The 26,312-nt window shown below is 72.3% G+C and carries 26 protein-coding genes; 16 read left to right on the forward strand and 10 right to left on the reverse strand.

Going from position 1 to position 26,312, the window contains the following annotated elements; genetic code table 11:
• The first annotated feature begins 147 nt into the window (after window positions 1-147).
• Window positions 148-348 carry a hypothetical protein gene (locus tag ACZ6AA_RS01530; protein WP_468450742.1) on the forward strand — a complete coding sequence of 67 codons (201 nt, stop codon included), beginning with the start codon at window positions 148-150 and terminating at the stop codon, window positions 346-348.
• A gap of 77 nt (window positions 349-425) precedes the next feature.
• On the opposite strand, the gene ACZ6AA_RS01535 is transcribed toward ACZ6AA_RS01530, so the two are convergent.
• Window positions 426-974 carry a hypothetical protein gene (locus ACZ6AA_RS01535; RefSeq protein WP_468450744.1) on the reverse strand — a complete coding sequence of 183 codons (549 nt, stop codon included), beginning with the start codon at window positions 972-974 and terminating at the stop codon, window positions 426-428.
• 103 nt (window positions 975-1,077) lie between these two features.
• On the opposite strand from ACZ6AA_RS01535, the gene tsaB reads away from it, so the two are divergent.
• Genes tsaB through ACZ6AA_RS01555 form a run of 4 tightly spaced genes read left to right on the forward strand, consistent with a single transcriptional unit; the run spans window position 1,078 to window position 3,737 of the window.
• A complete protein-coding gene (gene tsaB / locus ACZ6AA_RS01540; RefSeq protein WP_468450746.1) occupies window positions 1,078-1,743 on the forward strand; it encodes a tRNA (adenosine(37)-N6)-threonylcarbamoyltransferase complex dimerization subunit type 1 TsaB in 666 nt (221 codons plus the stop codon).
• 47 nt (window positions 1,744-1,790) lie between these two features.
• Window positions 1,791-2,381: a ribosomal protein S18-alanine N-acetyltransferase gene (rimI, locus tag ACZ6AA_RS01545; protein ID WP_468480581.1), complete on the forward strand. Its 591-nt coding sequence runs from the start codon at window positions 1,791-1,793 to the stop codon at window positions 2,379-2,381.
• A complete protein-coding gene (gene tsaD / locus ACZ6AA_RS01550; RefSeq protein ID WP_468480387.1) occupies window positions 2,374-3,483 on the forward strand; it encodes a tRNA (adenosine(37)-N6)-threonylcarbamoyltransferase complex transferase subunit TsaD in 1,110 nt (369 codons plus the stop codon). The genes rimI and tsaD overlap by 8 nt, the downstream gene beginning before the upstream one ends.
• Window positions 3,480-3,737 carry a hypothetical protein gene (locus ACZ6AA_RS01555; RefSeq protein WP_468450750.1) on the forward strand — a complete coding sequence of 86 codons (258 nt, stop codon included), beginning with the start codon at window positions 3,480-3,482 and terminating at the stop codon, window positions 3,735-3,737. Before tsaD ends, ACZ6AA_RS01555 begins: the two co-directional genes overlap by 4 nt.
• On the opposite strand, the gene ACZ6AA_RS01560 is transcribed toward ACZ6AA_RS01555, so the two are convergent.
• Together ACZ6AA_RS01560 and ACZ6AA_RS01565 are read right to left on the reverse strand one after the other, a co-directional pair.
• Window positions 3,701-4,873, reverse strand: coding sequence for a hypothetical protein (locus ACZ6AA_RS01560; RefSeq protein WP_471455715.1), 1,173 nt, complete (start codon window positions 4,871-4,873; stop codon window positions 3,701-3,703). The genes ACZ6AA_RS01555 and ACZ6AA_RS01560 overlap by 37 nt on opposite strands.
• A 67-nt stretch (window positions 4,874-4,940) precedes the next feature.
• Window positions 4,941-5,774, reverse strand: a complete 834-nt coding sequence (locus tag ACZ6AA_RS01565) for a TetR/AcrR family transcriptional regulator (protein WP_471455716.1) — start codon at window positions 5,772-5,774, stop codon at window positions 4,941-4,943.
• Between the two features lie 111 nt (window positions 5,775-5,885).
• Between ACZ6AA_RS01565 and ACZ6AA_RS01570 the strand changes: the two genes are divergently transcribed.
• The 3 genes from ACZ6AA_RS01570 (at window position 5,886) to ACZ6AA_RS01580 (ending at window position 9,253) form a co-directional block, all read left to right on the forward strand.
• The gene (locus ACZ6AA_RS01570) at window positions 5,886-7,451 is read left to right on the forward strand and encodes an MFS transporter (RefSeq protein WP_468480390.1); all 1,566 of its coding nucleotides are present in this window, start codon (window positions 5,886-5,888) and stop codon (window positions 7,449-7,451) included.
• 44 nt (window positions 7,452-7,495) lie between these two features.
• The gene (locus tag ACZ6AA_RS01575) at window positions 7,496-7,882 is read left to right on the forward strand and encodes a YciI family protein (RefSeq protein WP_471455717.1); all 387 of its coding nucleotides are present in this window, start codon (window positions 7,496-7,498) and stop codon (window positions 7,880-7,882) included.
• A gap of 147 nt (window positions 7,883-8,029) precedes the next feature.
• On the forward strand, window positions 8,030-9,253 hold the full coding sequence (locus ACZ6AA_RS01580) for an RNA polymerase sigma factor (RefSeq protein WP_468480582.1): 1,224 nt from the start codon (window positions 8,030-8,032) through the stop codon (window positions 9,251-9,253).
• 163 nt (window positions 9,254-9,416) lie between these two features.
• Here ACZ6AA_RS01580 and ACZ6AA_RS01585 read toward each other — a convergent pair whose 3' ends face one another.
• The gene (locus ACZ6AA_RS01585) at window positions 9,417-10,613 is read right to left on the reverse strand and encodes a class I SAM-dependent methyltransferase (protein ID WP_468451694.1); all 1,197 of its coding nucleotides are present in this window, start codon (window positions 10,611-10,613) and stop codon (window positions 9,417-9,419) included.
• 82 nt (window positions 10,614-10,695) lie between these two features.
• Here ACZ6AA_RS01585 and ACZ6AA_RS01590 point away from each other — a divergent pair, with 82 nt between their 5' ends.
• From ACZ6AA_RS01590 to groL, 3 genes are all read left to right on the forward strand, one after another.
• Window positions 10,696-11,658 carry a polysaccharide deacetylase family protein gene (locus ACZ6AA_RS01590; protein WP_471455718.1) on the forward strand — a complete coding sequence of 321 codons (963 nt, stop codon included), beginning with the start codon at window positions 10,696-10,698 and terminating at the stop codon, window positions 11,656-11,658.
• 498 nt (window positions 11,659-12,156) lie between these two features.
• A complete protein-coding gene (groES, locus tag ACZ6AA_RS01595) occupies window positions 12,157-12,465 on the forward strand; it encodes a co-chaperone GroES (protein ID WP_004955293.1) in 309 nt (102 codons plus the stop codon).
• A 158-nt stretch (window positions 12,466-12,623) separates the two neighbouring features.
• Window positions 12,624-14,252 (forward strand): chaperonin GroEL, encoded by a 1,629-nt coding sequence (gene groL, locus ACZ6AA_RS01600; protein ID WP_468450762.1) that lies wholly within the window; start codon window positions 12,624-12,626, stop codon window positions 14,250-14,252.
• 257 nt (window positions 14,253-14,509) lie between these two features.
• Here the strand turns inward: groL and ACZ6AA_RS01605 are convergent, their stop codons facing one another.
• The 3 genes from ACZ6AA_RS01605 to ACZ6AA_RS01615 form a co-directional block, all read right to left on the reverse strand.
• On the reverse strand, window positions 14,510-15,283 hold the full coding sequence (locus ACZ6AA_RS01605; protein WP_468480391.1) for an SDR family NAD(P)-dependent oxidoreductase: 774 nt from the start codon (window positions 15,281-15,283) through the stop codon (window positions 14,510-14,512).
• 19 nt (window positions 15,284-15,302) lie between these two features.
• A complete protein-coding gene (locus tag ACZ6AA_RS01610; protein ID WP_471455719.1) occupies window positions 15,303-16,829 on the reverse strand; it encodes a multicopper oxidase family protein in 1,527 nt (508 codons plus the stop codon).
• A gap of 275 nt (window positions 16,830-17,104) precedes the next feature.
• Window positions 17,105-17,782 carry an MOSC domain-containing protein gene (locus tag ACZ6AA_RS01615; RefSeq protein WP_468450768.1) on the reverse strand — a complete coding sequence of 226 codons (678 nt, stop codon included), beginning with the start codon at window positions 17,780-17,782 and terminating at the stop codon, window positions 17,105-17,107.
• A gap of 80 nt (window positions 17,783-17,862) precedes the next feature.
• Between ACZ6AA_RS01615 and ACZ6AA_RS01620 the strand changes: the two genes are divergently transcribed.
• On the forward strand, window positions 17,863-18,759 hold the full coding sequence (locus tag ACZ6AA_RS01620) for a LysR family transcriptional regulator (RefSeq protein WP_468450769.1): 897 nt from the start codon (window positions 17,863-17,865) through the stop codon (window positions 18,757-18,759).
• Window positions 18,760-18,782: 23 nt separating this feature from the next.
• On the opposite strand, the gene ACZ6AA_RS01625 is transcribed toward ACZ6AA_RS01620, so the two are convergent.
• Complete coding sequence (locus ACZ6AA_RS01625) at window positions 18,783-19,100, reverse strand: WhiB family transcriptional regulator (protein WP_030361422.1); 318 nt, start codon at window positions 19,098-19,100, stop codon at window positions 18,783-18,785.
• A 399-nt stretch (window positions 19,101-19,499) separates the two neighbouring features.
• Here ACZ6AA_RS01625 and ACZ6AA_RS01630 point away from each other — a divergent pair, with 399 nt between their 5' ends.
• The 4 genes from ACZ6AA_RS01630 to ACZ6AA_RS01645 all read left to right on the forward strand — a co-directional run bounded on the left by ACZ6AA_RS01630 (window position 19,500) and on the right by ACZ6AA_RS01645 (window position 24,090).
• A complete protein-coding gene (locus ACZ6AA_RS01630; RefSeq protein ID WP_003948568.1) occupies window positions 19,500-20,111 on the forward strand; it encodes a response regulator transcription factor in 612 nt (203 codons plus the stop codon).
• 266 nt (window positions 20,112-20,377) lie between these two features.
• A complete protein-coding gene (locus ACZ6AA_RS01635) occupies window positions 20,378-20,953 on the forward strand; it encodes a sigma-70 family RNA polymerase sigma factor (RefSeq protein WP_030361423.1) in 576 nt (191 codons plus the stop codon).
• A gap of 397 nt (window positions 20,954-21,350) precedes the next feature.
• Window positions 21,351-22,859, forward strand: coding sequence for an IMP dehydrogenase (gene guaB / locus ACZ6AA_RS01640; protein WP_030361424.1), 1,509 nt, complete (start codon window positions 21,351-21,353; stop codon window positions 22,857-22,859).
• Between the two features lie 106 nt (window positions 22,860-22,965).
• A complete protein-coding gene (locus ACZ6AA_RS01645; RefSeq protein WP_468450772.1) occupies window positions 22,966-24,090 on the forward strand; it encodes a GuaB3 family IMP dehydrogenase-related protein in 1,125 nt (374 codons plus the stop codon).
• An 80-nt stretch (window positions 24,091-24,170) separates the two neighbouring features.
• Here ACZ6AA_RS01645 and ACZ6AA_RS01650 read toward each other — a convergent pair whose 3' ends face one another.
• Complete coding sequence (locus ACZ6AA_RS01650; RefSeq protein WP_468450774.1) at window positions 24,171-24,764, reverse strand: hypothetical protein; 594 nt, start codon at window positions 24,762-24,764, stop codon at window positions 24,171-24,173.
• A 101-nt stretch (window positions 24,765-24,865) separates the two neighbouring features.
• Window positions 24,866-26,119 carry a nucleotide sugar dehydrogenase gene (locus ACZ6AA_RS01655; RefSeq protein ID WP_468450776.1) on the reverse strand — a complete coding sequence of 418 codons (1,254 nt, stop codon included), beginning with the start codon at window positions 26,117-26,119 and terminating at the stop codon, window positions 24,866-24,868.
• Window positions 26,120-26,312: the final 193 nt, after the last annotated feature.

Genomic DNA, 26,312 nt, shown 5'->3' on the forward strand with positions numbered 1-26,312 from the left:
GTGACGCGTTCTCGTCGGTTCGCCCGAACTTTCCGACAAGCCGTCGGCAAGATGTTGCGCGCCGAGCGTCGTACGTGGTCACATGGATACCAGGTACGGGTTAGGTCTACCTAACCACGTCTGCCCCCGGAGCCCCAGGAGGCGTCCATGCCGGCTTCAGAACGCGATGCGCAGCCCCGGCCGCACGGCCCCTCGGCGCGGCCGGTGCCCTCCCACGCGTACTCGATGAGCGACCTGCTGGCGTCCTGCGCCGCCGCGAGCGCCGTCTCCACGCCGCCCGCGCCCCCGAAGGCCCCGGCGCGCCCGGCGCCCGTGCACACGGACGAGCGACGCCGCGACGCCGCTTGAGCGGGCGCCGCGGCGCGTGAGTGGACCGGGTGGTTGTTGTGAGTGGATCGGGCCGTGTGTGAGTGGGGCGCGGGGTCCTAGCGGACCACTACGACCTTCGTCTTCCACAGCGCGAAGTCCCACATCACGTTGCCGTCCTCGCGCGAGGACCGGATGCCGCCCGTCTTCTTCGCCGGGTCCGGCTTCTGCGTCGAGCCGCTGAGCGCCGCGCTGAACCCGATCGCTATGCCGTCGACGCTCGTGAACCGCACCACGTGCTCGATCTGCACGCCGTCGGACCCTATGACCTGCCCCGTCCGCGAGCCGACGGTGTACGACCCCGGCGCGGGGTCCACGGTGCTCGGCGTGACCTTGTACGTGCGCTTCACCTTGCCGGACTCACCGACCAGCCACACCCGGTCCCCTTCGAGGGAGTACACGACGCGCCTGCCCGCGCCGGATCCGGCGGGCAGCTTCAGCGGGTCGGCCTTGTCGTCGGGGGAGCGCGTGGGGGCCGTGGGGGACTTGTCCGGGCGGGCGTTGAGGTCGTCCGGGGCGTTCGCGGAGGCCTGGTAGGCGAGGAAGCCGACCACGGCGAGCGCCGCCGCGGTGAGCCCGGCCACGAATCCCGAGCTGCTCCTTGACACCTGGCCCACCTCTCCTACGTACGGCTATGGGGTGACGGTAGCAGCAGGCGCGGCCCGTGCCGGGGCGGCCGTGCGCCGGGCGTCGGAGCCGTAGGCTGTTCGCGTGCTCTTGCTCGCTCTGGATACCGCCACCCCCGCCGTCACCGTCGCCCTGCACGACGGCACGGCCTCCTTCGGAACAGTCGCCGAATCGAGCCAGGTCGATGCCCGCCGCCACGGCGAGCTGCTGCTGCCCGCCGTGGACCGGGTCCTCGCCGAGGCGGGCCTGGGGCTCGACGCGGTCACGGACGTCGTCGTCGGCGTCGGCCCCGGCCCCTACACGGGCCTGCGCGTCGGCCTGATGACCGCCGACACCTTCGGCCTCGCGCTCGGCGTCCCGGTGCACGGGGTGTGCACCCTCGACGGGCTCGCGTACGCGGCGGGCATCGAGGACGGGCCGTTCGTCGTCGCGACGGACGCCCGCCGGAAAGAGGTCTACTGGGCGCGCTACGAGGACGCCCGTACGAGGGTCGGCGGCCCCGCCGTGGACCGGCCCGCGGACATCGCGGAGCAGGTCGCCGGGCTCCCGGCGGTCGGCGCGGGCGCCGCCCTCTACCCGGACACGTTCGCGGACGTGCGCGGCCCCGAGCACGTGTCGGCCGCGGCGCTCGCCGCCCTCGCGGCGGAGCGGCTCGCCGCGGGCGAGGAACTCCTCGAACCCCGCCCGCTGTACCTGCGCCGTCCCGACGCGCAGGTCCCCAAGAACTACAAGGTGGTCACCCCCAAGTGACCACCGTGCCGTCGAAGACGCCGCCCCCCGCCGTCGTGCCGCGCGAGATGCGCTGGTGGGACATCGACGCCGTGCTCGCCCTCGAGAAGGAACTCTTCCCGGACGACGCCTGGTCGCGCGGCATGTTCTGGTCCGAGCTCGCGCACGCCCGCGGGCCCGGCTCGACCCGCCGCTACCTGGTGGCGTACGAGGGCGAGCGCCTCGTCGGCTACGGCGGCCTCGCCGTCGCGGGCACCGACTCCGACGGCGGCGCCGCTGTGGCCGCCGACGTGCAGACCATCGCGGTCGCCCGCGACCACTGGGGCTCCGGTCTCGGGGCGCGGCTGCTCACCGAATTGCTGCGGCACGCCACGGCCTTCGAGGCGACCGAGGTGATGCTGGAAGTGCGGGTGGACAACACCCGGGCGCAGAAGCTGTACCAGCGCTTCGGCTTCGAGCCGATCGGCTTCCGCCGTGGCTACTACCAGCCGGGCAACGTGGACGCGCTGGTGATGCGCCTGTCCGACCCGTCCGCCGTGCCGGACTGCTCCGCGCACGGCGCCCCTGACTCCGCGGCCGACGGCTCGACCGGCGGCCCCACCGACGGCCAGGCCCCTGGCCCGCTGAACGGCGTACAAGGAACCGAGATCCATGGCTGACTCCCGTGACGAGCCCCTCGTCCTCGGCATCGAGACCTCCTGCGACGAGACGGGCGTCGGCGTCGTCCGCGGCACGACGCTGCTCGCGGACGCGGTCGCGTCCAGCGTCGACGAGCACGCCCGCTTCGGCGGCGTGGTGCCCGAGGTGGCGTCCCGCGCCCACCTGGAGGCGATGGTCCCCACCATCCAGCGCGCCCTGAAGGACGCGGGGGTGAGCGCGAAGGACCTGGACGGCATCGCCGTCACGGCGGGGCCCGGCCTCGCGGGCGCGCTGCTCGTCGGGGTCTCGGCGGCGAAGGCGTACGCCTACGCCCTCGGCAAGCCGCTGTACGGCGTGAACCACCTGGCGTCGCACATCTGCGTGGACCAGTTGGAGCACGGGGCGCTGCCGGAGCCGACGATGGCGCTGCTCGTGTCCGGCGGCCACTCCTCGCTGCTTCTGTCGACCGACATCACCTCCGACGTGCGGCCGCTGGGCGCGACGATCGACGACGCGGCGGGCGAGGCCTTCGACAAGATCGCCCGCGTGCTCGACCTCGGCTTCCCCGGCGGTCCTGTCATCGACCGCTACGCCCGTGAGGGCGACCCGGACGCCATCGCGTTCCCGCGCGGTCTGACGGGGCCGCGCGACCCCGCGTACGACTTCTCCTTCTCCGGTCTGAAGACCTCGGTGGCGCGCTGGATCGAGGCGAAGCGGGCCGCGGGCGAGGAGGTCCCGGTGCGGGACGTGGCGGCGTCGTTCCAGGAGGCCGTGGTCGACGTGCTGACCCGCAAGGCGGTGCGGGCCTGCAAGGACGAGGGCGTGGACCACCTCATGATCGGCGGTGGCGTGGCCGCGAACACCCGGCTGCGGGCGATGGCCCAGGAGCGGTGTGAGCGGGCGGGGATCCGGCTGCGGGTGCCGCGGCCGAAGCTGTGCACGGACAACGGCGCGATGGTCGCGGCTCTCGGCGCGGAGATGGTCGCCCGCAACCGCGCCGCCTCCGACCTCGGGCTCTCGGCGGACTCCTCGCTGCCGGTGACGGAGCCGCACGTGCCGGGCGCGCACGCGCACTCCCACGACCACGTGCACGAGGTCAGCAAGGACAACCTCTACTCATGAGCGTCGCGTTGATGTGGGAGGCGCGGGCGGGCGAGGGCCGGGGCCCGGAGCTCCTCGCGTGGGCGCGGGCCCAGACCCTGGCGCCCGCGCCGCTGCGCCGCGAGACCTTCCAGGCGCCGCAGGACCGCGTCCTCGTGATCACGTGGTGGGACGCGGCGTACGACGCCGATCTGCCCGAACTCGCCCAGCCCCCGGAGGAGTTGGTCTCCCGGCCGCCTCACAGGTGGCGGTTCGAGTCCCTCGGCCAGGGCTGACCTCCGTAGGCCCCCGTGCCGTCCTCCCGGGCCGCGAGCAGCGCGATCACCACCACCAGCTGGAGCGGCAGGGTGACGAGCGGCGTCAGGACGGTGAGCGTGCCGACCGTCGAGTCCCAGTACACGTCGAAGCCGTCGTCGAAGGGCGGCACCAGGGTGCGGACGTCGAAGTAGATCGAGGCGAGCGCGAGGGCGAGCGCGGCGCCGCGGGCCGCCGGGCGCCCGGCGAGCAGCAGGGCGCCGATGAGCAGGGGCGCGACTACCAGGGCCAGGGCGTAGAAGGCCTGGGCGAGCGGGATGCCGCGGGACGCGTCGACCGCCGCACGGAAGAAGTCGCCCGCGTCGGAGCCCGGTTCGCTGCCGATGAAGTAGACGTTGTCCCGGTTGAGCGTGTAGATCAGCCAGCTCGCCTCGATCGCGCCGCTCAGGAGCAGTGCGATGCCGGACGCCACGAAGGCCGGTCGGCGGAGGTTCGTGCCCGCCCGCGGGGAGTGGAGGTCGCCGTAGGGGGCGTACGCGGGCGGGGGCGGGGCGTCCGCGTACGGGGGCTGCGGTGGGTATGCCGGGTACGCCGGAGGCTGCGGAGTGCCGTCCACCGAGCCGCGGGTGCGGGCCACGGCCGCCCAGATCGCGCATCCCAGGGCGATGCCCGTGAACCGGAAGGTGAGCAGGGCCTTGCCGTAGCCGATCTCGGTGATGAGGTCGCCGTACTCGTCCGAGGCCATGAGGCCGACCACTTCCCGCAGGCCCAGGCCGATCAGGAGCGCGGCGATCAGCGCGAGGCCCCCGCGCGCCACCCGCAGCCGCCCGAGCGCGAGGGCGCCGACGACGACGGCGGTCACGAGGAACGCCCAGTCGTAGTGGGTCTGCGCGATCGGCGTGAGGAACTGCCGCGGGTCGTAGAGGGCCTTGAAGGAGAATCTGGCGTACGGGTGGTCGGCGGCCTCCTTGGCCTCGTGGCCGATCCAGATCGCCGCTGTGAGCGCGTACACGAGGACGGCCGCGCCGGTCCACTGGAGCGTCGGCGCGTCGCGCGGTGCGACGCGGCCCCCTGCTCCCTGCCCGGGTATGCCCTGCCCGGGTATTCCTTGCCCAGGTATGCCCTGTCCTGCCCCACCCTGGCCCCATGCGGCCATGCGTGCCTCCCCCGTGTGGCGTGCGTGCTGCGCAGAGCCCTGTGTAGCCGGTGGGTAACGCGGTTGTCTATGGCGTCTCCGCGCGCGGGTGCGACGGCGTCGGGCGGGTGGCCCGGCCGAGCAACCCGTCCACCACCGCGCCGAGTTGGCGGCCGAAGTCGTAGGTCTCGCGCAGCTCCGCCCAGCGGGGGGCCAGGGGGGCGACGTGGGGCAGCTCGGCGGTGTCGGCGTCGGTGAGCGTGTCGGGGAAGTAGCGCTTGCGGTCCGGCTCCTCGGCGCGGCGCGCCATCGCGTTCCGGAAGGCGAGGTCGCCGTACACGCAGTGCCAGACGGTGCGGTAGGTGTGCGCGGCCTCGACGGGGGAGAGCCCGCAGGCCACGCCCGCGCCGATGATCTCGTCGACCATCCACATCGCGCCCTTGTCGCTGAGGTCGCCGAGGCTCAGGACCTCCACCACCCAGGGCAGCTTCAGGAGGACGCCGTGCATGTGCAGGGCGACGGCGAGCAGCCGGTCGCGGGGGTCGGCGGGCAGGTCGGGGCGGGGCAGGGTCGCGGCCGTCCCGGCCAGGGTGAGCATCAACAGCTCGTCCTTGTCGCGCACATGGTGGTAGAGCGCCATGGGGGTGGCGCCGATCTCCTTGGCGACGCGCCGCATGCTGAGCGCCGCGACGCCCTCCTCCTGGAGGATGCGCCGCGCCACGTCGACGATCGCCTCCGGCTCGATTCGCCGGGGCCGCCCGACGCGCCGCTTCGACCCGGCGGGGTTCGGTCCGGCGGTGCCCTTCTCGCCGGTGTCCTTCCCGGCTGTGTCCTTCCGGGGCGTGCTCTTCGCAGCCGTGTCCTTCCCGGCCGTGTTCTTCCCGTCCGGACCGGGTTCCTCGTCGTTCGCTCGCGCTGCCACGCGCTCATTGTCGCGTCCTGGCGTGCGGGGGCCGACCTCCGGGGGCCTCGGTCCGGGCAATTTCTGTACGCGTATAGCGAGTTTCTGTACGCGTATAATAATGTGCGACGCATGACGATCCCTCCGACCGGGCCGACCGGCCCGCCGCCCACGCGCGGCCCGCTGCTGCTCCCCGTCCTCCTCACCGTCCAGTTCCTCGTCTCCCTCGACATGTCCGTCGTCAACATCGCCCTGCCCGACATGGGCGACGACCTCGGCTTCGCGCCCGAGTCGCTGACCTGGGTCGTCAACGCGTACGCGCTCGCGTTCGGCGGACTGCTCATGCTCGGCGGCAGACTCGCCGACCTCGTGGGGCGCAGGCGCACGCTGGTCGCCGGGTTCCTGGTGTTCGGCGCCGCGAGCCTCGCCGGGGGGCTCGCGCAGAGCCCGGGGCAGCTGATCGCGGCGCGGGCGGTGCAGGGGGCGGGCGCCGCCGCCCTCGCGCCGGTGGCGCTCGCGCTGATCACCGTCCACTTCGCGGCGGGCCGGGAGCGGGCCCGGGCCCTCGGGCTGTGGGGCGCGTCGGGTGCGCTCGGCGGTGCCGTCGGGATCATGGCGGGCGGACTGCTCACCGACTGGGTGGGCTGGCGCTCGGTGATGCTCATCAACGTGCCGGTCGTGCTCGTGGCGCTCGCGGCGAGCCGCTCCGGCATCCCCGCCGACCGGCGCACGGGGACCGCGCCGCGCCTGGACGTGACGGGCGCGCTCCTGGTCACGGCGGGTACGAGCCTGCTCGTCCTGGGCCTGGTCCGCACCGAGACATACGGCTGGGGCTCGGCGGCGACCGTGGGCACGCTGGCCGCGGCGGCTGCCCTGCTGGTGGCGTTCTGCGTGGTCGAGCGCCGCGGCGAACGGCACGCGCGGGGCCCGCTGCTCCGCCTCGGCCTGCTCACGCACCGCCCCGTGCTGTCCGCGAACGTCTTCGCGCTCCTGATGTCATCGGGCCAGTTCGCCGCGTTCTACTTCACCTCGCTCTACCTCCAGGAGGTCATGGCGTACGGCCCCACGCGCGCCGGGGCCGCCTTCCTGCCGTTCTGCGCGGGCGTCGTCGCGGGCACGGTGATCGCGACCCGGACGGTGGGCCGGGTCGGGGAGCGGGCGCTCCTCGTGGCGGGCGGGCTGCTCGGCGCGGCCGGGTTCGCGTGGTTCGCGCTCGCGGTGGAGGCGGGCGGCACGTTCGTGGGGTCGATCCTCGGTCCCTCGCTCGTGGCCAGCGTCGGCATCGGCATGTGCTTCGTACCGCTCGGCGCGGCGGCGACGGCGGGCGTCGCGGCGGGGGAGACCGGTATGGCGTCCGGGCTGCTCAACACCTCGCGCCAGCTCGGCGGTTCGATCGGGCTCGCGGTGCTGGTGACGGTGGCGTCGCGTGCGACGGGGTCGGGGGCGGCGGCGGAGGCAGGCCCGGGTGCGGGGCCGGGGGCGCTCGCGGACGGGTACGCGGCGGCCTTCGCGGTGGCGGCGGGACTCCTGGTGGCGGCGGCGCTGGCGACGGCGGTGCTGCACGGCCGGCGTGCGCCAGTGCCCTCGTCCGGGACGCCGACACCCACGCGACCTGCGGAAACGTACACGCCCGAGAAAACTTCGAAGAATCTCGGCGAGGGTGTCGATCCGGGCGTCTCCCGTTCGACGCATCAGTGAAGGCGGGGAGAGCCCCCGCCCACCCACTGGACGGAGACACGGCCATGCCGCGCTACCTGACGATGATCCGCATCAACGAGAACGACCTGCCGGAGAGCGGTGGCCCCAGCGCCGAGCTGGAGGAGCGCATGGGTGAGCTGCTCCAGGAGATGACCAAGGCCGGTGTGCTGCTCGACACCGCGGGCCTCGCGCCGAGCGCCGAGGGGGCCAGGGTGCGCTGGGAGAAGGGCAGGCTCTCCGTCACCGACGGGCCGTTCACCGAGGCCAAGGAGGTCGTCGGCGGCTACTCCATCGTCCAGGCCAAGGACCGGGCCGAGGCGGTCGAGTGGACGAAGCGGTTCCTGAAGGTCCACGAGGACTACTGGACGATCACCGTGGAGGTCAGGGAGATCTCCGAGCCCGACATCCCAGGGGTCGGCCCGCGGGCCTGACGGGCCTCGCCAGGTCGTCCTGTCCGCCCGGCTGTCGGGCGGTTCCTTTGCGGAGGTGTCGCGGGGGTGCTCTGATGTGTGGCCGTGGACCCTGTGCCCGAGTACCCCCGCCGCGCCGTCGAGGAAGACGTGGAGACCGTCTTCCGCATGGAGGCCCCGCGCGTCATCGCCGGTGTCGCGCGGATCGTACGAGACGTCGGCATCGCCGAGGAACTGGCGCAGGACGCCCTCGTCGCCGCCCTGGAGCAGTGGCCGGAGTCCGGCGTGCCCGACAACCCGGGCGCCTGGCTCATGGCCGCCGCCAAGCACCGCGCCATCGACCTGGTCCGCCGCCGGGAGCGCTACGCGCGCAAGCTCGCCGAGGTCGGCCGGGACCTGGAGGCCGCGCCGCCGCACCTCGACGAGATCCCGGAGCTCGTCGAGGACCCGGACGCCATCGACGACGACCTGCTGCGCCTCGTCTTCACCGCCTGCCACCCGGTGCTCTCCGCCGAGGCCCGCGTCGCCCTGACGCTCCGTCTGCTCGGCGGCCTCACCACCGCCGAGATCGCCCGCGCGGTGCTCGCCCCCGAGGCGACCGTCGCCCAGCGCGTCGTCCGCGCGAAGCGCACCCTCGCCGCCAGGAACGTCCCCTTCGAAGTCCCCTACGGGCCCGACCGCGAGGCCCGGCTCGGCTCCGTCCTCGACGTCATCTACCTCATCTTCAACGAGGGGTACGCGGCCACGGCCGGGGACGACCATGTGCGGCCCGCCCTGTGCGAGGACGCGCTCCGGCTCGCCCGGCAGCTCGCCGCCCTCATGCCCGAGGAGCCCGAAGTGCACGGCCTTGCGGCCCTTTTGGAGCTGCAGGCGTCGCGCACCGCCGCCCGGATCGGGCCCGGCGGGGAGCCCGTGCTGCTCAAGGACCAGAGCCGGGGGCGGTGGAACGGGCTGCTGATCCGGCGGGGGTTCGCCGCGCTCGCCCGGGCCGAGGAGGTGGCCCGTGGGGTGCGCGGGCCGTACGTCCTGCAGGCCGCCATCGCCGCCTGTCACGCCCACGCGCGCTCCTACGACGAGACGGACTGGGGGCGGATCGCCGTCCTGTACGGGCTGTTGGCCGAGCGGGCGCCGTCTCCCGTCGTCGAGCTGAACCGGGCCGTCGCCGTGTCCATGGCCGACGGGCCCGAGGTCGCGCTCGCCCTCGTCGACGCCCTCGCCGCCGAACCCGCCCTCCGCTCCTACCACTTGCTCCCCAGCGTCCGGGGTGACCTCCTCGCCCGGCTCGGGCGGGGTGCGGAGGCGCGGGCCGAGTTCGAGCGGGCGGCGGCGCTTACGCACAACGTGCGGGAGCGGGAGTTGTTGCTGGGGCGGGCGGGGCGGTGCGGGGGGTAGGCCCTCGCGGGGGGCGCCCCAGTCCCGCCCCTTCTCCGAAACCGGGGGCTGCGCCCCCTGGACCCCGCTGATCGGCGCTTCGCGCCTCGTCCTCAAACGCCGGACGGGCTATCTATAGCCCCAGGTTCGGGAAAGGGGTGGGACTGGGGCGCCCCGCGAAGGCCTACCCCGTCGGGTGCCCCACCAGCATCGTGGGTGCGCCCCCGACCCGGGTGAGGAACACCGTGGCGGACCCAGGCCCCTGGGGCTTCACCTTGCGGCGGAGTTCCTCGGGCTCGACGGCCGAGCCCCGTTTCTTGACGGTGAGGATGCCGACCCCCCGCTCCCGGAGCAAGGCCTTCAACTTCTTGACGTTGAAGGGAAGTTGGTCGGTGATCTCGTAGGCGGTGGCGTAGGGCGTGGCGACGGCGGCGTCGGAGGTGACGTAGGCGATGGTCTCGTCGACGAGCCCACCGCCGACACGGGAGGCGACCTCGGCGACGAGGTGGGCGCGGATGACGGCCCCGTCGGGTTCGTAGAGGTAGCGGCCGACGGGCCGGACGTCCGGGTCGGGGAGCATCGTGGCGAGGGGGGAGGCAAGGGTGTCCCCGGCGGGCAGCAGCGTGGCCCGGTGCGAGCCGGGCACCCCGGCGCCGAACCACAGCACGGCCTCCTTCACATCGCCTCCGTCCGAGATCCACTCGGCCTCGACCTCGCCGGGCACGGCGTCGTGCGGGATGCCGGGGGCGATCTTGAGGGCGGCGCGGGGCGCCTTGCGGGCGGCCTCGACGGCCCAGGAGAGGGGCGGCGAGTACGCCTCGGGGTCGAAGATCCGGCCACGCCCACCGCGCCGCGCGGGGTCGACGAACACGGCGTCGTAGGGCGAGGTGTCGATGTCGGTCACGTCCGCCTCGCGGACCTCGACGAGGTCGGCCAGGCCCAGCGCCTCCGCGTTGGCGCGGGCGACCGCGCAGGTCAGCGGATCGCGGTCGACGGCGAGGACGGCGATCCCGGCGCGCGCGAGGGCGATGGCGTCGCCGCCGATGCCGCAGCAGAGGTCGGCGACGGAGCGTACGCCGAGAGCCTCGAAGCGCCGCGCGCGGTACGCCGCCACGGACGTGCGCGTGGACTGCTCGACGCCGTTCGGCGTGAAGTACATGCGGGCGGCGTCCGCCGCGCCGAACTTCGCGACCGCCCGCTGCCGCAGCCGCGCCTGCGCGAGCGCGGCGGAGACCAGGTCGGCGGGGTGCTCGCGGCGCAGCCGGGTGGCCACCGCGAGCTCCTGGCTCGGTTCGACGTCGCGTACGGCGTCGAGGAGGGAGCGGCCCTCGTCGGTGCGGAGCGCGGCGAAGGAGGCAAGCGGATCGTTCACGTCGCCCATTGTGGGCCAGTCGGTGGAAGGTGCGCGTACGGCGGCGGTGTCGGCCCCGGGCAGGGCGCCTGAGCTGCGAGGATGCGGCGCCATGCGACTAGTACGACAAAACGAACAATTTGGCCAAGGGGGCAGGTGGGGCGGTGCGCGCGGTCGGCGCGGGCGCGCCCGCCTCGCCTCCCTGGCCGTCAGTGCCGCCGTCGTGGCCACCGCGATCGCCTCCGGCTGTGCCGCCGACGGCGACGAGCGGGGCGGCTCCGGCGCGCACGGCCAGCAGCCGCGCCTCGGCCCGCCCGCCCAGGCGCTGCGGGACTACGCCGACGCGCTGCGCGCGAAGCAGGCCGCGCGGGCCGCCGCGGCGAAGCGCTGGGGGCTCGTGCAGGCCCCGCTGGCCGCGCCCCCCGCGCCCGCCGTCAAGCCCCGCATCACCACCCGCAAGGGCTTCGAGGTCGAGGGGCAGGCGCAGCTGCCGCCGGTGTTCACCACCGTCCCGACCAAGGACAAGGTCGTCTTCCTGACGATCGACGACGGCGCCGAGAAGGACCCGGCGTTCCTGCGGATGATGCGCGAGCTGAAGATCCCGTACACCGCCTTCCTCAGCGACTACCTGGTCAAGGAGGACTACGGCTACTTCAAGCGGATGCAGCGGAACGGCGTCGTACTGAACAACCACACGCTCAACCACCGCTATCTGCCGGGTCTTTCCTACGAGGGGCAGCGGCGGGAGATCTGCGGGATGCAGGACACCATCCAGAAGCGGTACGGGAAGCGGCCCGAGCTGTTCCGGCCGCCGTACGGGAACTACAACCGCGACACCCTGCGCGCCGCCAAGTCCTGCGGCGTCAAGGCGGTGCCGCTGTGGGCCTCCGAGGGCTTCGCCCGGCACATGGAGTGGCGCGAGTGGGACAAGGACCTGCACCCGGGGGACATCATCCTCACGCACTTCCGCGGCCGTGAGGACTGGAAGGGCACGATGCCCGACATGGTCCGCACGGTGCTCAGGACGGTCACGGCCAAGGGGTACGCCGTGGCGCGGCTGGAGGACTACCTGTGAAGCGGCCCGCGCGGGGCCGGCCCGCGCGGGCCCGGGTGGCTCGGGTCCGGAGGGCTCGGGTCCGGGTGGCGGCGGTCGCGGCGGGGGTGCTCGCCCCCGTGCTGTTGCTGACCGGCTGCGCGCAGTCGGTCGACCCGATCGAGCGCCTCGGCCGGAAGGCGGCCGAGAAGATCCCGCGGAAGGTCCCGCGCAAGCTGCCGCAGGCGGAGCACCAGTGCGGGCCGGGGCCGCTCGGAACCCTGCGCCCGGGCGGGACGTTGTCCGAAGGCGTGAGCCCGGGTCTCGGCCCGGGCGACCCGCCCCGACCCCCCGTGACACCGCCTGCATTGGCACTCCGCTTGACCGAGTGCTAATCGTCGTCCTAGTCTCGGGCCTGGCACTCCCCACTGGAGAGTGCCAACAGCGACGGGCAGGTCCGGCACCCGCGACGACGGATCCACCTGGTCGCCACCTCAGATCAGTTAACCCCGCGAGATCTCCGAAGGGGGAGGTCGGATCGTGACGACCGCCAGCTCCAAGGTTGCCATCAAGCCGCTTGAGGACCGCATTGTGGTCCAGCCGCTCGACGCCGAGCAGACCACGGCCTCTGGCCTGGTCATCCCGGACACCGCGAAGGAGAAGCCCCAGGAGGGGGCTGTCCTCGCCGTGGGCCCGGGCCGCTTCGAGAACGGCGAGCGCCTGCCGCTCGACGTGAAGGTCGGCGACGTCGTGCTCTACAGCAAGTACGGCGGCACCGAGGTGAAGTACAACGGCGACGAGTACCTCGTCCTCTCGGCCCGCGACGTGCTCGCGATCATCGAGAAGTAGTCGAGAAGTAGTCGTCTGCTTCACCGGCAGATTTGCTTGAGCTGCGCCCCTGGTCACCCCGCTGATTGCCGGGCGGCGAGGGGCGCAGTTCGTTTGCTGCACGTTTTCCGGGGCGAACCCCCGGACCCCCGAGTTTCCGAGAGGGCTGAACCGCTCCCATGGCGAAGATCCTGAAGTTCGACGAGGACGCCCGTCGCGCCCTCGAGCGCGGCGTCAACAAGCTTGCCGACACGGTCAAGGTGACGATCGGCCCCAAGGGCCGCAACGTCGTCATCGACAAGAAGTTCGGCGCCCCCACCATCACCAACGACGGTGTCACCATCGCCCGTGAGGTCGAGGTCGAGGACCCGTACGAGAACCTCGGCGCCCAGCTCGTGAAGGAGGTGGCGACCAAGACCAACGACATCGCTGGTGACGGCACCACCACCGCCACGGTGCTGGCCCAGGCCCTGGTCAAGGAGGGCCTGCGCAACGTCGCCGCCGGTGCTTCCCCGGCCGCCCTGAAGAAGGGCATCGACGCCGCGGTCAAGGCCGTCTCCGACGACCTGCTCGCCACCGCGCGCCCCATCGACGACAAGTCCGACATCGCCGCCGTGGCCGGGCTCTCCGCCCAGGACACGCAGGTCGGCGAGCTCATCGCCGAGGCGATGGACAAGGTCGGCAAGGACGGTGTCATCACCGTCGAGGAGTCCAACACCTTCGGCCTGGAGCTGGACTTCACCGAGGGCATGGCCTTCGACAAGGGCTACCTGTCGCCGTACATGGTGTCCGACCAGGAGCGTATGGAGGCCGTCCTCGACGACCCGTACATCCTGATCCACCAGGGCAAGATCTCCTCCATCCAGGACCTGCTGCCGCTCCTGGAGAAGGTCATCCAGGCCGGTTCCTCCAAGCCGCTCCTGATCATCGCCGAGGACGTCGAGGGCGAGGCCCTCTCGACCCTGGTCGTGAACAAGATCCGCGGCACCTTCAACGCCGTCGCGGTGAAGGCCCCCGGCTTCGGCGACCGCCGCAAGGCGATGCTCGGCGACATGGCCACCCTCACGGGCGGCACCGTCATCGCCGAGGAGGTCGGCCTCAAGCTCGACCAGGTCGGCCTCGACGTGCTCGGCTCCGCCCGCCGCGTCACCATCACCAAGGACGACACGACCATCGTCGACGGCGGCGGCAACTCCGCTGATGTCGAGGGCCGCGTCGCCCAGATCAAGGCCGAGATCGAGGCCACGGACTCCGACTGGGACCGCGAGAAGCTCCAGGAGCGCCTCGCGAAGCTGGCCGGCGGCGTGTGCGTCATCAAGGTCGGCGCCGCCACCGAGGTGGAGCTGAAGGAGAAGAAGCACCGTCTGGAGGACGCCATCTCCGCGACCCGCGCCGCGGTCGAGGAGGGCATCGTCTCCGGTGGTGGCTCCGCGCTCGTCCACGCCGCCAAGGTCCTCGAGGGCAACCTCGACCTGACCGGCGACGAGGCCACCGGTGTCGCCGTCGTGCGCCGCGCCGTCGTCGAGCCGCTGCGCTGGATCGCCGAGAACGCCGGCCTCGAGGGCTACGTCATCACCACCAAGGTGGCGGAGCTGGACAAGGGCTTCGGCTTCAACGCCGCGACCGGCGAGTACGTCGACCTGGTCAAGGCCGGCGTCATCGACCCGGTCAAGGTGACGCGCTCCGCCCTGGAGAACGCCGCCTCCATCGCCTCCCTGCTGCTCACGACCGAGACCCTGGTCGTCGAGAAGCCGGCCGAGGAAGAGGCTGAGGCCGGTCACGGCCACGGTCACGGTCACGCCCACTGAGCGGTGAGCTGACTCCCGGTCGGCCCTGGTCGGCCTGAGCTGCCTGAGCTCGGTCGAAGGCCCGGCATCCCGTCGCGGGATGCCGGGCCTTCGCGTCTTCGGCTTCGCGCCGCGCGGTTCGGCTTCGCGTCTGCCGGGTGCTGTCCGCGTTGCCGGGTGCGGGTTGTGGTCCGTCCTCGCGCAGTTCCCCGCGCCCCTTCGGGGCGCTCCTCGTGCGGGGCGCTTCTCCTTCGGGGCGTAGCCCCTGCGGAGCTTGCCTACTTGGGGCCGTACTTTCTGCCCGTCCTCGATGTCACTCCGCCCAGGAGCGCCCTCGGGGTTACCTTTACCACGCCCATCAGGGCCTTGTAGCGCGGGTCCGGGATGGACAGGGACTTGCCGCGGGACAGGTCGGTGAGGGCCGCGGCCACCAATTTGTCGGCGTCCAGCCACATCCACTTGGGGATGTTGTCCGTGCCCATGCCCGCCCGCTCGTGGAACTCCGTGCGGACGAAGCCGGGGCACAGTGCCATCAGCCGCACCCCCGTGCCCGCCAGGTCCCGCGCCGCGCCCTGCGTGAACTGCACGACCCACGCCTTGGACGCGCCGTACGTCCCGCGCGGCACGAACGCCGCCACCGACGCGACGTTGACGACCCCGCCCCGGCCCCGCTCCCGCATCGCGCCCGTCGCCGCCGACGTCAGCCGGAGCACGGCCTCGCAGTGCACCTTCAGCATCGTCAGCTCGTCGGCGAGCGACACCTCCAAGTAGCGGCCCTTGTTGCCGAATCCGGCGTTGTTGACCAGCAGGTCGACTCCGTCGCGGCGACGGGCGAGCCGCTCCTCGACGGCCGTGATGCCGTCCTCCGTGGCGAGGTCGGCGGTCAGGACCTCCGCCTCGATGCCGTGCCGGTCGTGCAGCTCGGTCGCCTGCTCGCGCAGCCGCTTCGTGTCGCGCGCCACCAGGACCAGGTTGTGCCCGTCACCGGCGAGCCGCCGCGCGAAGGCGGCGCCGATACCGGCGGTCGATCCCGTAATCAGAGCCGTAGTCATGGACCAAGGCTAGTGAGCCTCAGTGCCCGCTGTGTCGTCCGGACGGCTTGCCCGCCTTCTGGCCCTTCTCGACGACCACGAACTGTCCCATCATTCCTCCGTCCTCGTGACTCAGCAGATGGCAGTGGTACATGTACGGAGTCCTGGGGTCGGCGGGGCCCTCGAAGCGCAGGGCCAGCTTCATGGTCGTGCCGTTCGGTATGAACACCGTGTCCTTGGGGCCGCGCAATTCGGGCGGCGGCGTGTCGCCGTTCATCTCCAGGACCCGGAACTGCACGTCGTGCACATGGAAGTTGTGCGGCATGCCGTTGTTGTTGCGCACGGTCCAGGTCTCGGTCGCGCCCCGCGTCACCACCTCGTCGATCCGGTCCATCCGCATCGCCCGGCCGTTGATCCCGGACCTCTTCAGGTCGAAGAACCGCGCCCGGCTCGCCCCCGCGCCGTCCGGCACCTCCAACTCGCCCAGCTCCGAGGGCAGTGCGGGCGAAGGGCGCAGCCGCTCCGCCGCCCGCAGCTGGAGCACGTCGAAGGAGTCGTCGCCCCCGCTGAACCGCTGCTGCCAGGCACCCCCGTAGTTGTCCTGCGGGAAACTGCGCAGCACGGTCCTCTCGCCGGGCCGCATCCGCACCACGATCTCGGCGCGCTCACCCGGCGACAGCTGTATCCGCTCCATCCGCGCCGGCCGCTCCAGGGCGCCGCCGTCCGTGCCGACCAGGGAGAACGCCCGGTCGTCCGGGAAGCCGAAGTCGTACGTACGCGCCGTCGAGGCGTTCAGGAGCCGCAGGCGTATCAGCTCGTCGCCCACCTCCTGGTACGGCTGGAGGGTGCCGTTGACCATGGTCCGGTCGCCGAGGAAGCCGACATCGCGCATCATCCTGTGGCCGTGGTCGAGCTTCGCGCCGTCGAACTTCACGTCCTGCACGATCACCGGCAGGTCGTCGACGCCGTACTTCTTCGGCAGCGCGAGGCGTTCACCGCGCCGGTCGTCGAGGAGGAACAGGCCCGCGAGGCCGCGCTGCACATGCTTCTCCGTCGCGCCGTGCGGATGCGGGTGGTACCAGAGCGTGGCCGCGGGCTGGTCCACCTTCCAGTGCGGGCTCCAGCTGCCGCCGGGCCGGATCATCTGGTGCGGGCCGCCGTCCATCTTCGCGGGCAGGTGCATGCCGTGCCAGTGCACGGTCGATGCCTCGTCGAGGCCGTTGCGTATCCGCACGCGGACCTTCTCGCCGCGCTTCGCACGCAGGGTCGGGCCCAGATGGTCGCCGTTGAAGCCCCAGGTCGGCGTGGTGCGCCCGGCCCTGAACTCCTTCTCGCCCCGCTGCATGCGCAGGTCGAAGACGCGGGTGCCGTCCTTGTCCAGGCGGGACTCGGCCAGCGGCGGTATCGCCAGGGCGTTGTCGAAGGATTCCTTGCCGACGGTGCTGATCTCGGCGTCCTGCCACAGCCACAGCAGGCCGCCGCCGAGTGCCAGCGCGACGACGGTGACGACGCTGCCGAGGATGATGAGGACACGCTTGAGGCGCGGCCTGCTCGTGAGTCGGGACATGATTCGAGAGTCGCGCCTCGGCCCGCCCGGGAGTATCGGGGACGGCCCCCACCCGACCCCGAATCAACTCCCGTGCCCCCCTAGGGACTTCCCCCATACCGCCGGGGCCTCGACGGCGCATCGGCGCTCCGCCCCTGCCTCGGCGCTCCACCCTTGCCCCGACGCTCCGCCCCTGCTTCAGCGCTCCGTCCGTGCCCCGGCGGTCCCGCTCCTGCCCCTGCGGCCCGCCCGCACTGCCCCCGCCGCCCGTGCCCCCCCGGCACCACCCGCGACGCTCAGGCTCCCTGCGCGCCGAGCTTCTCCACGTACTTGCGTGCCTTCTTCACCGTCTCCGGGTGCAGCGCGTCACCGGCCGCGAGCAGCGACGGGAGCAGTGCGCGCTCCGTGGTCACGGCCCGGAACTGCACGGCGACGGTGACCTCGTGGTCCGGGCGGTGCACGATCTCGACCGCGTCGCCCGCCTGGATCTCGCCCGGCTCGATGACCCGCAGATAGGCGCCCGGCAGCACGGTCTGCGTGAACCGCCGCACCCAGCCCGTCTCGCCCACATGGCCCTGGAACGTGCGGCACGGGATGCGCGACGAGGTCACCTCGAGGAGCAGGTCCGGACCGACGCGCCAACGCTCGCCGATCAGTGCGCCGTTCACGTCCACGCCGGACGTCGTGAGGTTCTCGCCGAAGCCGCCGTTGGGCAGCGTCCGGCCGAGCAGCCGCTCCCACGCGTCCAGGTCCTCGCGGGCGAAGGCGTACACCGCCTGGTCGTTGCCCCCGTGGTGGCGCAGGTCGCAGATGGTGTCTCCGGTGAGGCCGCTGCCGCCGGTGCCCTTGGGGCCCGGCGCGGTCACCCGGACGGACCCGTCGACGGGCTGCTTGTCGATCCCGGTGCGGCCGCCGGGAGCGTCGGTGTAGTCGACGGACTTGGGCCGGCCCACATTCACGGAGAGAAGCTTCATACGGCCAGGCTAAGCGAGCGCTACTCAAAGCGGCCACGCATTATTGGGCGACGGACCCAAGAGTCGCTTATGCTCGGATCATGATCGAGGCCCGTCATCTCCGTGTCCTGCGCGCCGTGGCCGCCACCGGCTCCTTCTCGGCGGCGGCCCGCGAGCTCGGCTGCACACAGCCCGCCGTCAGCCAGCAGATGAAGGCGCTGGAGGCGTCGGTGGGCACGCCGCTGCTGATCCGCACCGGCCGCGAGATGCGCCTCACGCAGGCCGGGGAGGCCCTGGTCCGGCACGCCGCGGGCATCCTCGCCGGGCTGACCGCGGCCGAGGAGGAGGTCGCCGCCATCGCCGGACTGCGCGCGGGCCGCGTCCGCCTCGTCTCCTTCCCGAGCGGCTCCTCCACCCTCGTGCCGGGCGCGCTCGCCGCGCTGCGCGCCGCGCACCCCGGCACCCGCGTCTCCCTGGAGGAGGCCGAGCCCCCGCGCTCGGTGGAGATGCTGCGCGAGGGCGACTGCGACGTGGCGCTCGCCTTCCGGTACGCGGGGGCCGCCGCCGCGGACGAGTGGGACGACCTCGTCGTACGGCCACTGCTCGACGACCGGCTGGTCGGCCTCGTACCGGAGGAGCATCGCCTGGCGAAGGCGGAGAGCGTCACCATCGGTGAGCTTGCCGACGAGTCGTGGATCGCGGGCTGCCCGCGCTGTCGCCGCCAGTTGGTGGAGGTCTGCGAGAGCGCGGGCTTCGCACCCCGCATCGACTTCGCCACGGACGACTATCCGGCGGTGATCGGCCTGGTCGGGGCGGGTCTCGGGGTCGCGGTGCTGCCCGAGCTCGCGATCGAGTCGGTACGCCCCAAGGGTGCCCGCGCCGTGACGGTGGAGCCCGCCGTGCGCCGGGAGATCGTGGCGCTCACGCTGCCCGATCTGGCGCAGGTGCCGGCCGTCGCCGCCACGCTGGACCACCTCGCGCGGGCCGCCACGCGCTGAGGCGCGTACGAAGAAACGTTCCTTCAGGGGGTCGCGCCGCTGCCCGCCGCCGTGACCAGGCGATTGCGGGCCCGGCCCATCAGTTCCTCGCGCTCGTCCTCGGTCAGCCCGCCCCACACGCCGTAGGGCTCGCGGACCGCGAGCGCGTGCGCCGCGCACTCCGCGCGCACCGGGCAGCGCATGCAGACCTCCTTGGCCGAGTTCTCACGTGCGCTCCGTGCCGCACCGCGCTCGCCCTCCGGGTGAAAGAAGAGCGAGCTGTCCACCCCGCGGCAGGCCGCGAGGAGCTGCCAGTCCCACAGATCTGCGTTCGGTCCGGGAAGGCGGGAGAAATCTGCCATTGCGTGTCTCCTGGTAGCCGTTCTGACGCCGATACGGTGCCCATGACCGTACATCTACTGTCTAAGGAGATGAAAATATGACTCATTGCGAATCTAGCCACAGACACCAGGAAAAGGGAAGAAAAGCCGCTAAATGGGGCATAGCTCTTGATGGCGCTCGTCGGGGCCCGTTGGGAGGGCGCATCCGCCCGCGCCGCCTGTGCCGTGTCCGCGCCCTCACGTAGAGTGCCGAAGACGGCTGACTGACCCGTAACTCTTTCGAGTGACCGTCGTTGAGAGTGCGGAGGCGGTTGAAAGAACAAGTGCTCGGGCAGGTGTCCGAGTGCGTCAACCGCACAGGTGACGACTTGTACCAGCCTGGAGGCTCAAGGTGACGCGCATCAGCTGCGGAGGACGGCCATGACATCCGTCCTCGTCTGCGACGACTCCCCGCTCGCCCGAGAGGCGCTGCGCCGCGCGGTCGCGACCGTGCCCGGCGTCGAGCGCGTGACGACAGCGGCCAACGGCGAGGAAGTCCTCCGCCGCTGGGGCGCCGACCGCTCGGATCTGATTCTGATGGACGTACGCATGCCCGGACTGGGCGGCGTGGAGACCGTGCGGCGGCTGCTCTCGGCCGACCCGGGAGCGCGCATCATCATGCTCACGGTCGCCGAGGACCTGGACGGGGTCGCGCTCGCGGTCGCCGCCGGGGCCCGCGGCTATCTGCACAAGGACGCCTCGCGCGCCGAGCTGCGCGCGACCGTCACACAGGCGCTCGCCGACCCGACCTGGCGGCTGGCCCCGCGCCGTCTTCGCTCGGCCGAGATGGGCGCGGCGCCCACGCTCACCGCGCGTGAGATCCAGGTGCTCGAAGGGATGAGCCACGGCCGGTCGAACGCCGAGATCGGCCGCGAGCTCTTCCTCTCCGAGGACACGGTGAAGACGCACGCCAGGCGGCTGTTCAAGAAGCTCGGCGCCTCGGACCGTGCGCACGCGGTGGCGCTCGGCTTCCGCTGGGGCCTGGTTCGCTGAGTGTGCTGTGGCGGGGCATGGTGATTCCCGTCCGCCGTGTGGCGGACGGGGCCATGGAGGCCCCGCAAGCACCCGCCTCGGGAGCGGCTTGTGGCGCTTCGCCGCCGATGCCGCATCCTTGAGGTGTGGAGTTCCTTGGGGACGAGTCGGCCGAGCGGGAGGGGAGGGTGCGGGAGATGAGTTCCGGCGCACCCGCTCATAACGCTTCGATGCACAACTATGGACGCGGTGCCACAGATCAGTCAGCACCAAGGCACCATGGACCGATGCGCGATGACAAGACGACGGTGATCGGTGCCCTCGTCCTACGCGCCGTCGAGGGGGACGAGCAGGCCACGCACGACCTGTTGGCCCACGTCCACCCGCTCGCGCTGCGGTACTGCCGCACCCGGCTCTCCCGACTTCCCGGTGACGCGCGGCACTTCGTCGAGGACCTCGCGCAGGAGGTCTGCGTCGCGGTGCTGCTCGCGCTGCCGCGCTACCGGGACACCGGACGGCCCTTCGAGGCCTTCGTCTTCGCCATCGCCGCGCACAAGGTCGCCGACCTGCAGCGGGCCGCGATGCGCCACCCCGGTTCCACCGCCGTGCCCTCGGACGAGATGCCCGAGCGGCCCGACGACTCCCTCGGGCCCGAGGAGCGGGCGCTGCTCAGCAGTGACGCCGAGTGGGCCAAGAAGCTGCTCGCCAACCTGCCGGACAACCAGCGCGAGCTGCTGCTCCTGCGCGTCGCCGTCGGCCTCACGGCCGAGGAGACCGGGCAGATGCTGGGGATGTCGCCGGGGGCGGTCCGGGTGGCCCAGCACCGCGCGCTGAGCCGCCTGCGGGCGCTGGCCGAGCAGTAGGCCCTTCCCGCCCGCCCACCCGCCCGCCCGCCCGGACGCCCGCCCTTCCCGCCAGCCCTTCCTGGCGCGCCCGCACGCCGGACGGGCTGAACGGAGCACCTGGGCCTCGTGCGGGTGGAGACTTTCGCCACCCCGTGGTGCGGTGACGCGCCCTCCCGGCTCCGCCGGGATTCCTTCCCCCGGCGGAGCCGGGATCCTTTTTCCGCCGCAGCGGTGCCCAGCCCGCACGGCGCATCCCGGTGGTGCCAAGCCGACCCCGGCCCAAGGGAGCCACCCCGCCACAGTGCAGCTGTAGAAACCTACGAACCCCCGCCCCCGCCGGCACTGTGGAATGAGAGAGCCATGCTTCCCGTTAGCATGGACATCCGCACCGATCAAGGCCATTGGGGAAGGTGTCATGACTGCAAACGTCGACGGAGTGCCCGAGAAATTCGCGACACTCGGGCTGACCTACGACGACGTGCTGCTGCTGCCGGGCGCGTCCGACATGGCACCCGGCGACATCGACACCGCCTCGTCCATCTCGAAGAACGTCCGGGTGAACGTCCCGCTGCTTTCCGCGGCGATGGACAAGGTCACCGAGTCCCGGATGGCCATCGCCATGGCCCGCCAGGGCGGCGTCGGCGTGCTGCACCGCAACCTCTCCATCGCCGACCAGGCCAACCAGGTCGACCTGGTCAAGCGCTCCGAGTCCGGCATGGTCACCGACCCGATCACGGTGCACCCGGACGCGACCCTCGCCGAGGCCGACGCGATCTGCGCCAAGTTCCGCATCAGCGGCGTCCCTGTGACCGACGGCGGCGGCAAGCTGCTCGGCATCGTCACCAACCGCGACATGGCCTTCGAGGCCGACCGCACGCGCCAGGTGCGCGAGGTCATGACCCCGATGCCGCTCGTCACCGGCAAGGTCGGCATCTCCGGCGTGGACGCCATGGAGCTGCTGCGCCGCCACAAGATCGAGAAGCTGCCGCTGGTCGACGACGCCGGTGTGCTCAAGGGCCTCATCACGGTCAAGGACTTCGTGAAGGCCGAGAAGTACCCGAACGCCGCCAAGGACTCCGAGGGCCGCCTCCTCGTCGGTGCCGCCGTCGGCGTCGCCGGGGACGCCTTCGACCGCGCCCAGGCGCTGATCGAGGCGGGCGTCGACTTCATCGTCGTCGACACCGCGCACGGCCACTCCCGGCTCGTCGGCGACATGGTCGCCAAGATCAAGTCGAACGCGGGCGGCGTGGACGTCATCGGCGGCAACATCGCCACCCGCGACGGCGCCAAGGCGCTCATCGACGCCGGTGTAGACGGCATCAAGGTCGGCGTGGGCCCCGGTTCCATCTGCACGACCCGCGTCGTCGCCGGCATCGGCGTACCGCAGGTAACGGCCATCTACGAAGCGTCGCTCGCCGCCAAGGAAGCCGGTGTCCCGGTGATCGGCGACGGCGGCCTGCAGTACTCCGGAGACATCGCCAAGGCGCTCGTGGCCGGTGCGGACACGGTCATGCTGGGCTCGCTGCTCGCGGGCTGCGAGGAGTCCCCGGGCGAGCTGCTCTTCATCAACGGCAAGCAGTTCAAGTCCTACCGGGGCATGGGTTCGCTGGGTGCCATGCAGTCGCGCGGCGAGCAGCGGTCGTTCTCCAAGGACCGGTACTTCCAGGAGGGCGTCGCCTCCGACGAGAAGCTGGTCCCCGAGGGCATCGAGGGCCAGGTGCCCTACCGGGGCCCGCTGTCGGCGGTCGTGCACCAGCTGGTGGGCGGTCTGCGCCAGTCGATGTTCTACGTGGGCGGGCGCACGGTGCCCGAGCTCCAGGCCAACGGCCGGTTCGTACGGATCACGTCCGCGGGCCTCAAGGAGAGCCACCCGCACGACATCCAGATGACGGTCGAGGCGCCGAACTACAGCCGTAACAAGTAGCCGATTCACCGGCGCGACGTGAGTCGCCGTGACCGGTGGCCACGCGCGTGTCGGGGATACTGGAACGGCATACGGAGCGCCATAGGAAAGCTGAAGGGCCACACACGTGACTGAGATCGAGATCGGCCGCGGCAAGCGCGGCCGCCGGGCGTACGCCTTCGACGACATCGCCGTCGTGCCGAGCCGGCGCACCCGGGACCCCAAGGAGGTCTCGATCGCCTGGCAGATCGACGCCTACCGCTTCGAGCTGCCCTTCCTCGCGGCCCCCATGGACTCCGTCGTCTCGCCGCAGACCGCCATCCGCATCGGTGAGCTCGGCGGCCTCGGCGTGCTGAACCTCGAAGGCCTGTGGACGCGGTACGAGGACCCGCAGCCGCTGCTCGACGAGATCGCGGAGCTGCCCGCGGAGGCGGCCACCCGCCGCCTCCAGGAGATCTACGCCGCTCCCATCAAGGAGGAGCTGATCGGGCAGCGCATCAAGGAGGTGCGCGACTCCGGAGTCGTCACCGCCGCCGCCCTGTCGCCGCAGCGCACCGCGCAGTTCTCCAAGGCCGTCGTGGACGCGGGCGTGGACATCTTCGTGATCCGTGGCACGACGGTGTCGGCCGAGCACGTCTCCGGTGCCGCCGAGCCGCTGAACCTGAAGCAGTTCATCTACGAACTCGACGTCCCCGTGATCGTCGGCGGCTGCGCCACGTACACCGCCGCCCTGCACCTGATGCGCACCGGCGCGGCCGGTGTCCTCGTCGGCTTCGGCGGCGGCGCCGCGCACACCACGCGCAACGTCCTCGGCATCCAGGTGCCGATGGCCACGGCCGTGGCCGACGTCGCGGCGGCCCGCCGTGACTACATGGACGAGTCCGGCGGCCGGTACGTCCACGTCATCGCCGACGGCGGCGTCGGCTGGTCCGGCGACCTGCCCAAGGCCGTCGCCTGCGGCGCGGACGCCGTGATGATGGGCTCCCCGCTGGCGCGCGCCACGGACGCGCCCGGCAAGGGCCACCACTGGGGCATGGAGGCCGTCCACGAGGACGTGCCGCGCGGCAAGAAGGTCGACCTCGGCACCGTCGGCACCACCGAGGAGATCCTCGCCGGTCCCTCGCACATCCCGGACGGCTCGATGAACTTCTTCGGGGCGCTGCGCCGGGCCATGGCCACGACGGGCTACAGCGAGCTGAAGGAGTTCCAGCGCGTCGAGGTCACGGTGGCGGACTCCCAGCACCGCCGCTGACGTCCGTACGGAGCTGCAACGGCCTGGGGCCGGCCACCCGAAGGTGGCCGGCCCCAGGCCGTTTCGCGTGCCGCGTGCCGCTACTGGGCGGCGCGCTTGGCGCTGCCGAAGGCCGCGACGGCGGCTATCGCGAAGAACACGTACGTCATCGCGTCGGCGTCGTGCTTCCACGCCTCCTGCACGAAGTCGAAGTGGTCGAAGAACACTTCGGTGAAGTCGAGGTTCAGCTTGTCGGCGATGACGATGGAGGCGCCGACCAACTGGCCCAGGTACACCGCGCCGAGCGAGAAGACCGCGGCGAGGGCGCCCAGCGCCGGGTTGGGGCCGCCCACCTTGCCCGCGACCAGACCCACGACGAAGCCGACGCCGACCGCCGCCCAGCCGATCTCGTGCTCGGTGGCGCCGATGATGCCTCCGTAGACGCCCGCGGCGACCAGGGCGGCGACGAGAGCGACCACCACGCCGAGGCCGACGTTGCCCCGCGCGGCCGGGGGCGGCGGCGGGAAGCCACCGGGCTGCGGCTGCTGCGGGAAGGGGTTGTACGGCTGCTGCGGCTGCTGGCCGTAGGGCTGTTGCGGCTGCTGCGGGTAGCCGTAGCCGGGCTGCTGGCCGTACGGCTGCTGCGGCTGGCCGTACGGCTGTCCGCCCTGACCTGGAGGTGGCGGCTGCGTCATCTGGTTTCCCCCTGGGATACGAGTGCACTGGTGTGCGGTAAGTGACTGGATCCGCACGGTAGCAGCAGCGGGCGAAGGGCCCCAGGGGGTTGTGTGTGGGATCAGAGGCGGTGGGCGGCGCCCGCCGGGGTCGCGCCCCTGGTGTCGAGCAGGAGCTGGGCCTTCACGGCGAGGCCTTGGAGGTCGTAGGTGCGGTGGTGCTGGAGCAGGATCGTCAGGTCGGCGTCGGCGGCCGCTTCGTAGAGGGTGTCCGCGCGGGGCACGGGATGGCCGAGAACGTTCCAGTGCCCCACGTAGGGGTCGTGGTAACTCACGGCGGCGCCGAGCTCCATCAGGCGGACCGCGATCTCCTGGGCGGGGGCGCCCTGCTGGTCGGCGACGTCCGGCTTGTAGGTGACGCCGAGGAGCAGCACGCGGGCGCCGCGCGCGGACTTGCCGTGCTCGTTGAGCAGGGTCGCGGCGCGCTGGATCACATAGCCCGGCATCCGGTCGTTGACCTGCTGGGCCAGCTCGACCAGGCGCAGCGGGCGCAGGCCGCGCGCGGGCCCGGGGACGTCCAGGGGGACGCCGTGGCCGCCGACGCCGGGGCCGGGACGGAAGGCCTGGAAGCCGAAGGGCTTGGTCTCGGCGCAGCGGATGACGTCCCACAGGTCGATGCCGAGGTCGTGGCAGAGCACCGCCATCTCGTTGACCAGCGCCATGTTCACGTGCCGGTAGTTGGTCTCCAGGAGGTGCACGGTTTCGGCCTCCCGGGGTCCGCGCGCGCGGACGACCTTGTCGGTGAGGCGGCCGTAGAAGGCGGCGGCGGACTCGGTGCAGGCGGGGGTGAGGCCGCCGATGACCTTGGGGGTGCCCGCGTAGCCGTGGGTGCGGTTGCCGGGGTCGAGGCGGGCGGGGGAGTAGGCGAGGTGGAAGTCCCGTCCGGCGCGCAGGCCCGAGCCCTGTTCGAGCAGGGGGCGCAGGAACTCCTCGGTGGTGCCCGGGTACGCGGGCGACTCCAGGATGACCGTGGTGTGCGGGCGCAGGCGGGCGGCGAGGGCGCGGGCGGCGTCGGCCACCTGGCCGAGGTCGAGCGAGCCGTCCGCGGCGGGGGGCGTGGGGGCGCAGATGACGGCCGTGCGGACGCGGCCGAGCTCGGCGGGGTCGGTGGTCGGCCGGAAGCCCCCCGAGAGCATCCGGCGGACGTCGGCGGCGGTGAGGGTCCCTTCGGTGCCGTCACCCGGAAGGCGGCCCCCGGCCAGGTCGGGTGCGCGGCCGGGGTCGTAGCCGATGGTGGCGATGCCGCCGGCGGCGGCGGCCTGGGCGAGGGGCAGGCCGAGGTGGCCGAGACCGATGACGGCGAGGTCAGCTGGCATGGCGGTGAGCCGTCCTTCCCAATAGCCGGGGCGGATATAGCCAAAGCGGGACGATCGCGCAAGCCCTGTGGACAAGATGGGCGAGCGCAATGTCAGACTAGGAGTAAATATGACCGATTTGCGGGATTGGGCCCCTCCCGGCATCGGAGTGTTGGCGGCGGTTTCCGCAGGCCGTGGAAGTTCTCGGTGGCCC

The sequence above is a fragment of the Streptomyces sp. NPDC040610 genome (genome assembly GCF_055594065.1).

Excerpts from the sequence above, each read along its gene's own strand:
- ACZ6AA_RS01530 (WP_468450742.1), top strand. The coding sequence starts at position 148 with ATGCCGGCTTCAGAACGCGATGCGCAGCCCCGGCCGCACGGCCCCTCG.
- rimI (WP_468480581.1), top strand. The coding sequence starts at position 1,791 with ATGCGCTGGTGGGACATCGACGCCGTGCTCGCCCTCGAGAAGGAACTC.
- tsaD (WP_468480387.1), top strand. The coding sequence starts at position 2,374 with ATGGCTGACTCCCGTGACGAGCCCCTCGTCCTCGGCATCGAGACCTCC.
- ACZ6AA_RS01555 (WP_468450750.1), top strand. The coding sequence starts at position 3,480 with ATGAGCGTCGCGTTGATGTGGGAGGCGCGGGCGGGCGAGGGCCGGGGC.
- ACZ6AA_RS01560 (WP_471455715.1), bottom strand. The coding sequence starts at position 4,873 with ATGGCCGCATGGGGCCAGGGTGGGGCAGGACAGGGCATACCTGGGCAA.
- ACZ6AA_RS01570 (WP_468480390.1), top strand. The coding sequence starts at position 5,886 with ATGACGATCCCTCCGACCGGGCCGACCGGCCCGCCGCCCACGCGCGGC.
- ACZ6AA_RS01575 (WP_471455717.1), top strand. The coding sequence starts at position 7,496 with ATGCCGCGCTACCTGACGATGATCCGCATCAACGAGAACGACCTGCCG.
- ACZ6AA_RS01580 (WP_468480582.1), top strand. The coding sequence starts at position 8,030 with ATGGAGGCCCCGCGCGTCATCGCCGGTGTCGCGCGGATCGTACGAGAC.
- ACZ6AA_RS01585 (WP_468451694.1), bottom strand. The coding sequence starts at position 10,613 with ATGGGCGACGTGAACGATCCGCTTGCCTCCTTCGCCGCGCTCCGCACC.
- ACZ6AA_RS01590 (WP_471455718.1), top strand. The coding sequence starts at position 10,696 with ATGCGACTAGTACGACAAAACGAACAATTTGGCCAAGGGGGCAGGTGG.
- groL (WP_468450762.1), top strand. The coding sequence starts at position 12,624 with ATGGCGAAGATCCTGAAGTTCGACGAGGACGCCCGTCGCGCCCTCGAG.
- ACZ6AA_RS01605 (WP_468480391.1), bottom strand. The coding sequence starts at position 15,283 with ATGACTACGGCTCTGATTACGGGATCGACCGCCGGTATCGGCGCCGCC.
- ACZ6AA_RS01610 (WP_471455719.1), bottom strand. The coding sequence starts at position 16,829 with ATGTCCCGACTCACGAGCAGGCCGCGCCTCAAGCGTGTCCTCATCATC.
- ACZ6AA_RS01615 (WP_468450768.1), bottom strand. The coding sequence starts at position 17,782 with ATGAAGCTTCTCTCCGTGAATGTGGGCCGGCCCAAGTCCGTCGACTAC.
- ACZ6AA_RS01620 (WP_468450769.1), top strand. The coding sequence starts at position 17,863 with ATGATCGAGGCCCGTCATCTCCGTGTCCTGCGCGCCGTGGCCGCCACC.
- ACZ6AA_RS01625 (WP_030361422.1), bottom strand. The coding sequence starts at position 19,100 with ATGGCAGATTTCTCCCGCCTTCCCGGACCGAACGCAGATCTGTGGGAC.
- ACZ6AA_RS01630 (WP_003948568.1), top strand. The coding sequence starts at position 19,500 with ATGACATCCGTCCTCGTCTGCGACGACTCCCCGCTCGCCCGAGAGGCG.
- ACZ6AA_RS01635 (WP_030361423.1), top strand. The coding sequence starts at position 20,378 with ATGCGCGATGACAAGACGACGGTGATCGGTGCCCTCGTCCTACGCGCC.
- guaB (WP_030361424.1), top strand. The coding sequence starts at position 21,351 with ATGACTGCAAACGTCGACGGAGTGCCCGAGAAATTCGCGACACTCGGG.
- ACZ6AA_RS01650 (WP_468450774.1), bottom strand. The coding sequence starts at position 24,764 with ATGACGCAGCCGCCACCTCCAGGTCAGGGCGGACAGCCGTACGGCCAG.
- ACZ6AA_RS01655 (WP_468450776.1), bottom strand. The coding sequence starts at position 26,119 with ATGCCAGCTGACCTCGCCGTCATCGGTCTCGGCCACCTCGGCCTGCCC.